Here is an 8,241-nt window from a genome sequence, read left to right on the forward strand (position 1 = left end):
AGCGGTTGGGGGCAGTACGACCTCATCGTGGCGGCCGGTGACGGGGTGTTGTACGCCCGCACTCCGGACGGGAAGTTGTTCCGGCACCACTACGACGCCGAAGGTCAGCGCTGGATCTCCCGTTCCGGGCAGATCGGGGCCGCGTGGGACATGTATCACTCGATCACGTCCGCGGGCGCGGACATCCTGTACGGCATCCGCTCGAGTTGGAACAACGACGCCTCGTACTGGTACCGGTACCTGCCGGACGCGCAGAAGTGGGCGGAGACCGGGACCAGAGGAGGCAAGCTCCTCAGCAAGGGTTGGCATCGCACGCACGTTGTGACCGCGGCACCGGACAGCTGTCGCCTGCTGTGACCCACGCCGTCCGGGGCCGGGTACCACTCCGGCCCCGGACGCGAGGCGGGTTCTCGGCCTGCTGGCACTGACCCGATCGGCGCCACTTCGTGCGGCACAGGGCCGGACGAGGTCTTCTCGTCAACGCGCCCACTGAGACGCGGACCAACGGGACGTTCGGCAGTGTCGCGAGTGCTGTGCACCCGCCGCCAGTGACGCGTGGGACGCTTGCGGGCATGGTGGCGGTGGTCCTGGCGGGAGCGGGGGTCGTCGGTCCGGATGATGGGTCGATCACCTGCGTGGATGTTCGCGTGGTGGAGGGCCGGATCACCGCGATCGGGGTGGGCCTGGACGGTGATGACCGCGTGGACTGCGGCGGAGGGGTGCTGATACCGGGTCTGATCGACTGCCACGCGCACGTGGCGTTCCCGCGTCCCGAGCCGCTTCCGCGGAGCGCCAGGGTTCTCGAGGCCGTGCCGGTGCTTCGCCGCCTGCTCGCTCGCGGGGTGACCACGGTTCGGGACGCCTGGGGTGCCGACGCCGGACTGCCTCATGCGCTGCGCGGACGGTGGATCACCGGCCCGGATCTGCTGATCAGCTTGCGGCAGTTGTCGCCAAGCGGGGGGCTGGGTGACGAATGGGCGCCGGACCTCGGAGCGATGGACAGATTGGGAGATCCGTCGCTGCCCGATCCGGTGTTCGACGGTGCCGACGGTGCTCGAGCCGCCGTAAGGCGCATGGTTCGGGCGGGCGCGGACTGGATCAAGGTGGGTGCATCGGGATCCCTGCGCTCGCTCACCATGGGCCGTGACATCGGGCCCACCGGCGCGGAACTCGCCGCTCTGGTGGACGAAGCGCGCCGGTGCGGCCGGGATGTGATGGCCCACGCGCACACCGCGACCGCCGTCACCGCGGCCGCCAGCGCCGGCGCGCGCAGCATCGAGCACGGGGTGTTCCTGGACGAGCAATCCGCCTCCGCGATGCGATGGAACGGATGCTGGTACGTGCCCACCTTGGCACCGCTGTGGCAGACCGGTGACGACGAGGCGATCGCGGCCCACCGCCGATCCGTCGAGCTCGCCACCGCCGCCGGCGTACCGATCGCGGCGGGCTCCGACATGGCCCCTCGCCCGCACCTCGACCTGCTGGCGGAACTCCCACTGCTGGCGAACGCGGGCCTCGGCCACGCGGGCGCGATCAAGGCGGCGACCAGCGAAGCGGCCCGGCTCCTACGACTGGATCACGACCGCGGCCGTATCGAACCCGGCCTGCGTGCCGACCTCGTGCTCCTGGACGGACCTGGACTCGCCGTCGAGGACCTGGCTGGCCGGGTACGCGCAGTCTGGCACGACGGACACCGCGTCTCACCATGACTCCCTGGCGCGGCGCTCGCCGATTGGGTGTCGTGCCCGCGCGGGTGCGGAGGAACTCCTGAACTTGCTGTCGCCGCCGGCCAGCGCCGGTAGCTCACCACCGAGCCCGCCGGCGCGCACATCCCTGACCGAGACCCAGCCCCCGCCCCTCCGCAGCGTCTCCGACCTCCGCGATGGCCAAGCGCCTGGGCGCACTCCTCGCTGCGGCGTGGTGGCCATCGTCGCCGCGCTGCGCGCCCTCCGCTGAAGCTGGACGAGACGTGGATCTCAGCGCCTCACGCCTCACCGTGAGCTTCGAGCCGGAGCAGGGTCGTGGGGTCCTTCCCCGTCCCCACGCCAACCGGGGTGGAACCGTTCGGGTTCACCTCCACCACCGTGCGGTTGCCGCCATCGGTGCTCAGCTCCGCGCGTAGCTTGTGCCCGTCCCCGCTGGTGCGCCCGTCTCCGCGGATCTCGTACACAGCGGGGATCTTCAACGTGAGATAGCCGGTGGGCGCGGTGACGCGGAAGCAGATGAGACCCTGCCCGTTCTTCCCGATCCCCTCTGACGTGCGCACTTGGACCAGTCCGACGCCCGTCCCCTGGTCCGTGGAGCAGTCGGCGAACAGGATGTGCCCGTCACCCGACTCGAGGATGACGCCGTACTCGGTGTGGATCCTGGCGGCACCAGGGTAGGAGTAGTCCTCGACGATCCCCGGTTGCTGCTCGGACTGCTGCTGAGCCACGGGGGCCGGCCTATCTGCGTCGGTGGCGAGTCCGGCCGCCACCACCACGGCGACGGTGGCGGCGCCGACCGCGAGCGGCATCAGGACACGGGTCAACTGTCGCACGATGAACTCTCTCCGTTTGCTCTGGAGCCTGAATGGCCGGACTGGACGGGCAGCGCTGGAAGTATGCCTGTTCGAATCTGGATTGACCAGTGCCTCCCAATGGTGATTAATCGCGAAGCAGGTGCCTCATCGTCCTGATAGTCGACTTCGTTACAGGTGGCGCACGTGGCGATAGTCCTATGTTTCCACGTAACGTTTCCGGGTGCTACTAGTGGCGGTGGCCGCTTGCCGTACTTCGCTGTGCGCCATTTGGCCCAAGGCGAACTCTTCGTTAGTGGTTGTTGCTGTGCTTGTGGTAGGAAGCTGGAGTTTGCCTTTCGGTGTATCGAAGGCAGCGGGGATCGAGCGAGCAAGCGCCACAGCGGTGGGGAGTGTGAAGTTCGGTGAAGATATGGAGATCTCGGCCGCGCTCGGGTAGAGCCGCGGCCGCATTGTCGTTGATCATCGCGTTGGTCCTGCAGGTGGCTATCGCACCACCGGTGGTCGCGGAATCATCGACCGGCTCCGAGAGCCCGGAGGTCACACCACTGACCGACCGGACACGGGTCGTGATGATCTGGCGGACGGCGGGGCCGGTGGTCAAGGCTCGGGCCGAACAGGCGTTGGTCGGATCTGACGCCGACATCCAGGCCTTCTTGAGTTCGGGCCAGCCAGCGGCGGCGAAGACCGACGACCGGATCAGCGTCAACCGGATGTTGGCGGCCGGCGGATCCGCGATGAAGGATGCCGCTCAGCGCGTGCTGGACTCCACGGACGAGGGCGCGCTGCGCGCCTTCCTCGAGTCCGGGTGGGAGACGCCGTGGGGCCATGACCTCCGGATCCGGGTCAACCAGTTGCTCGCCAGCGGTGGACCCGAGGTGCGCAAAGCCGCGCAGCGTGCATTGGACGCCGGCAACACGGAGGCGTTGCAGGAGTTCCTGCAGTCCGGGTGGGAGACGCCGTGGGGCCACGACCAGCGGATCCGGGTCAACCAGATCCTTTCCGATGGTGGACCCGAGGTACGCAGGGCCGCTCAGCATGCCCTGGACGAAGGCACGACCGAGGCGCTGACCCGGTTCATCGAGTCGGAGTGGCCGATCGCCGAAGCCCGCGACCAGGAGACTGCCACCATCGCCCAACTCGCCGCCTTGGCGAAAGACGCGGGCGAGCAGGCTGCGCGTGAGACGAAGCTGTCCAAGGACGCCGCCGAACGGGCAGTGAAGGAGGCAGAGCTGGCCCGTCAGGCGGCGGAGGTCGCCGCACAGGCCACGGAGAGCGCGAAGGGGAACGCGCAGGAGGCCGCCAGCGCCGCCGGTCGTGCCGCCGACGCGGCGAACCGAGCGGCATACGCGGCACGGGAGGCGATCAGCGCCGCGAACGCCGCGAGTCACGCGGCCCGGGTGGCGGCGAGCGCTGCTACCCGAGCCGCTACCGCGGCGTCCAAGGCAGGCCAGGCGGCCTCGCGTGCCTACTCGGCCGCCGCGGCCGCGGCAACGGACGCGTCGAAGGCCGCCGCCGCTCGGCAGGCCGCTCAGGCAGCCCGTGACGTGGCCGCCGGGGCGCAACGGGCGGCTGATGCCGCACAGGCGGCGGGTGATGCCGCTCAACAGGCCAGCGCGGCTGCCGGAGCCGCCCGCTCGGCTGGTAACCATGCGGCCTCGGCGGCGAACGCCGCCACCGCGGCCGGGAACTTCGCGGCAGCGGCTGGGGCGAACGCATCGCAGGCTCGGGCGGCGGCGGCGCACGCGAATCGCCAGGCGGCTCGCGCCAACCGGGCGGCCAACGCCGCGCAAGCGTTCGCCAATGCGGCGGCAAATGCGGCGTACCAGGCTCGGGCCGCGGCCAACCGTGCGGCACAAGACGCGTTGGTGGCTGCGGCGGCCGCGGACAAGGCTGCTGAGCACGCTGGGAACGCGGCGGATGCGGCCAGACTGTCCACCGAGCATGCGAACGCGGCCTCCGCCGCGGCGAAGGCGGCGCTGGATGCGGTGGTGCAGGCCCGCCAGGTGTACGACGCCGCCCGGCAGGCCGATGCCGAGCGGTTGGCCGTCCAGGCCGAGCAGGCCGGTGAAGCGGCGCGCGAGGCCAACGCGGCGGCGGCACGCCATCAGAAGAGCGTGGACTGGGCCGCGACACAGGAAGCCCGGCGGGATGCCGAGACCACGCAACTCTTGGCGGAGGCTCGGACGCCGGACGCACCTGTTGCTGTCGTGGTCGGGAACGGCCGTCGGGTCGCACTGCGCCTGGCCAGCACTGGAGGGCCGTGGAGCCAGGCGGCCGCGCTCGCGGCTCTCGCGGGATCCGACGCCGAAGTCGTCGCGTATGTCCAGAACAGACTGTCCGAGGCAGCGGGTCAGGATGACCGAGAAACGCTGAGAAGCCTTGCCAAGACCGGTACCGAGGGATTCAAGAAGGCCGCGGAAGCGGCGCTCGCCGGGACCGCTGCGGACGTGCGCCGGTTCTTGGAGACACGGGACTATCCCGGGCGCGACACCGACAACCGTATCGCCGTGAACCAGGTCCTGTCGGAGGCGTTGCGTACGGAGAGCACCACGGTGCAGCAGGCCGCGCAACGAGCGCTCGACGCGGGCACCAACGAGGCGTACCGGAAGTTCCTGGACACCGAGCAGTACACCGCCGCCGGGCACGATGACCGGATCAAGGTGAATCGGCTGCTGGCCAGCGACAGTAGCGGGCCGGAATTGAAGGCGATGGCGCAGGTGGCGCTCGACGGCCCGCCGGCCTTCCTCCGGCAGTTCCTGGAAACCGGCCAGCACATCGCCGCCCGCCACGACCGGGAGGCAGCGGCCCACGACGCCGCGGTGTCCGGGTACTTGGCCCAGGCTGCTCGATCCGCGGCCGAAGCCGCGCGTAATGCCGCCGAGGCCCAGGCGGCGGCCGCCACCGCACGGGGGGCCGCCGAGGAAGCCGCGGGCTATGCACGGCAGGCCAAGAACTCGGCCGACGAGGCCGCGGGGTACGCCCGGCAGGCACACGACTCGGCGGTACGCGCGGAGCAGTCGGCTCGTCAGGCCGCGGAATCCGCAGCCACAGCCCGTCGTGCCGCCGCGGCGGCACGCGAGTCGGCTCGCCAGGCGAACCGTTCGGCCATCTGGGCTCAGGTCTCGGCCAGACAGGCAGCGGGCTATGCCTCGTCGGCCTCGGCCGCCGCTCGTGACGCGTACCAGTCGGCCATCGCGGCGGGCAAGGACGCCGAGGCAGCCGTCCAGGCCGCGAACGAAGCGTGGCAGCGCGCCGTAAACAAGACCGAGTACGAGCGCTCACAGCTCATGCTGCGGCTCGGGCAACAATGCCGGACCACACATGCCAACGATCCCAGTGGCTATGAGGAGTGTATCAACTCGGTGGGTGACACACTTACTCGGCCTGCCGAACTCGCTCTCCAGCGGAGTAGTATTTGCCTGAATCTCTATGAGCAGGGAAGTCCGGGTTACGAGAACTGCCTCCGCGATGTCCTGAACCCCGATTTCGAGACGAACCGGATACTGGATGTCGTTGAGTCGGTTAGTGTTCTGATCGGGGCGATGGCGAAGGGGCTCGCTCTATATCTTGGTGTTGTCGCTGGTGGTGCATGTGCCATATCCGAGGTGTGTGGTGTCATTCTCCTTTCGGCAATGCCCGAAGGAACCGCGTTGCTCTCGTGGTCTACGGTGGTGGCCGGCGGAACGATGGGCGGCATTGTCGCTTCGAGATCAGTTGCCGTCCTGGAAGCTGTTTCAGTCCAAACAGAATCCGCCGGGGCGCGATTGGCTGAGGTGGCGGCCAAGATCTCATCTGTCAGGAAAGTTGCTGCCCCCTGCGCTTCTCCGCGTGCCCCGAGCGCTGCCTGTCCTCCGTTCAGTCTCGAAGGTGCCTTCATGAGTGCTCTCAAGATTGATCCCACTGATAAGGGCGGAGCGTATACTTATGCGGGCAAGGCTCTGCACAAAAAGCTAGGTCGAGAGAACGCAGCTGCTTGGCCGACGCCAGCAAAGGGAGACCCCAGAGGATATAATACAGTTGGCGAGTTGAAGCTTTTCGAGATTCTATACCATGAAGAATCTCGATGGTCAAAGACTCGCGGCAAGGTGGAGGGAGTCCATCAGGATGTATGGGATATTAGGATCTCAAACGGGACTGGTGCGAGATTCACTGCGGACGGCAGATTTGTTGGGTTTATGGATTGACCTTGGTTAGAATCTTTTGAAAGGTGTGTCGAAATTTTGGAAAAGCAGGTCGGAGATTATGTAGTCGACGTAGTCAGGGTTGAACCTGATAACGAGTACGTGTGCGAATACCACACGACAGACGAGGCTGGACGGCCCGTGTTCTTTCTTCTTTACCGCAAAATTGGCGAGAGTTGGAGAGACGTGCGCTTAGAAGTTGACCCGCAATCCGCCCCCGTGCCGATAGAGGTTCTGATTTGGGCCATCGAGCACGCTCGCGACGACCTTCGCTGATATCGTACTTCCACTAGAAGAGGAACAGTTTGTTGTGTAGGACGGTTCGCGGGTTGCGGGTTTGTGGCGCCGCGCTGGTTATGATGTTCGGGTTGTTGGTCAGTCCGCCGGCGCACGCTGTGGCGGGTGGTGGTGTCGCGCGGGCGGTGGACTACGGGTTCATCGCGAAGATCGAGGTTTCTGGAGCCCGCGGTTGTACCGGCGTCCTGATCGACCCGGAGTGGGTGCTCACCGCCAGGAGTTGCTTCAGCGGTAACGGGGTGCAGGCGGCAGCGGCTGGGTCGCCGATGGCGGAGGCGATCATTGGGAGGCCCGATCTGGCGACGAACGCGGGGAAGTCTGTCTCCGTGATGTCTGTGGTTTCGCACCCTGAGCGGGACGTTGCGCTGGGTAGGCTCGCCGAGCCCGTGTGGAACGTGGATCGGCCGGCGATCGCGCGTACTGCTCCTGGTCAGGGGGAGGTGTTGCGGGTCGCGGGGTTCGGGCGGACCGAGGACGTGTGGGTGCCGGACAAGCTGCAGCATGCTCGGTTCAGGGTTCAGTCCGTCGCGTCGACCACCGTTGAGGTGGTGGGGGAGGACGGCGCGAGCACGTGCAAGGGTGACGCGGGCGGGCCGGCGCTGCGCGAGCGGAACGGCGCGGTTGAGCTGGTCGCGATTAACAGCGCCTCCTGGCAGAAGGGCTGCCTGGAGGTGAGCGAGACTCGGCAGGGCGGCATTGAGACGCGGGTGGACGGGCTGGACCCGTGGTTGCGTCAGCACGTCCCCAACCTGTACATCGAATGCAAGTCGGCGGTGCCGATCTTCGCCGTGCACCCCGACGACACGATGTGGCTGGACCAGCACACCGCGCCCCGCTACGGCAACGACTCGTGGATCGACGGCCAGCACATCGGTGGAAACGGTTGGATCAGCGGACGTGCGCTTGCGTCAATCGACGGTGTTGTTTACGCGGCTAAAGACAACGGAGAACTACGCCGCTACCGCTGGAACGGCGCAGCATGGGATCGACCTAATGGCGGGTGGTACGACGTGATCGATTACGGTTGGGAGCGGTACACCACCGACGCCTACCGCAACCGCGTCACCGCGGACAGCAAGGGTCACATCTACACGATCGAGCCCGATGGCAACCTCCACTGGAGGTCTTACGACCACGCGACGAAGCAGTGGGAGCACCGGGTGGTGGAGAGCGGTTGGGGGCAGTACGACCTCATCGTGGCGGCCGGTGACGGGGTGTTGTACGCCCGCACTCCGGACGGGA

Annotated in this window: 5 protein-coding genes; 4 read left to right on the forward strand and 1 reads right to left on the reverse strand. The window is 67.6% G+C overall.

What is annotated here, in order from left to right:
* Together BM051_RS28165 and BM051_RS28170 are read left to right on the forward strand one after the other, a co-directional pair.
* Window positions 1-357: tachylectin-related carbohydrate-binding protein (locus tag BM051_RS28165; protein WP_244894520.1), on the forward strand; the 357-nt coding region annotated here is incomplete at its 5' end.
* A 215-nt stretch (window positions 358-572) separates the two neighbouring features.
* Window positions 573-1,709: an amidohydrolase family protein gene (locus BM051_RS28170; protein ID WP_092537176.1), complete on the forward strand. Its 1,137-nt coding sequence runs from the start codon at window positions 573-575 to the stop codon at window positions 1,707-1,709.
* Window positions 1,710-1,984: 275 nt separating this feature from the next.
* Here BM051_RS28170 and BM051_RS28175 read toward each other — a convergent pair whose 3' ends face one another.
* The gene (locus BM051_RS28175) at window positions 1,985-2,539 is read right to left on the reverse strand and encodes a hypothetical protein (RefSeq protein ID WP_092537179.1); all 555 of its coding nucleotides are present in this window, start codon (window positions 2,537-2,539) and stop codon (window positions 1,985-1,987) included.
* A 431-nt stretch (window positions 2,540-2,970) separates the two neighbouring features.
* On the opposite strand from BM051_RS28175, the gene BM051_RS28180 reads away from it, so the two are divergent.
* The gene (locus BM051_RS28180; RefSeq protein WP_092537182.1) at window positions 2,971-6,705 is read left to right on the forward strand and encodes an ALF repeat-containing protein; all 3,735 of its coding nucleotides are present in this window, start codon (window positions 2,971-2,973) and stop codon (window positions 6,703-6,705) included.
* A 356-nt stretch (window positions 6,706-7,061) separates the two neighbouring features.
* Window positions 7,062-8,241: trypsin-like serine protease (locus tag BM051_RS28185; RefSeq protein ID WP_177217021.1), on the forward strand; the 1,180-nt coding region annotated here is incomplete at its 3' end.

This window comes from Amycolatopsis arida, assembly GCF_900115565.1.
Taxonomy (GTDB): domain Bacteria; phylum Actinomycetota; class Actinomycetes; order Mycobacteriales; family Pseudonocardiaceae; genus Yuhushiella; species Yuhushiella arida.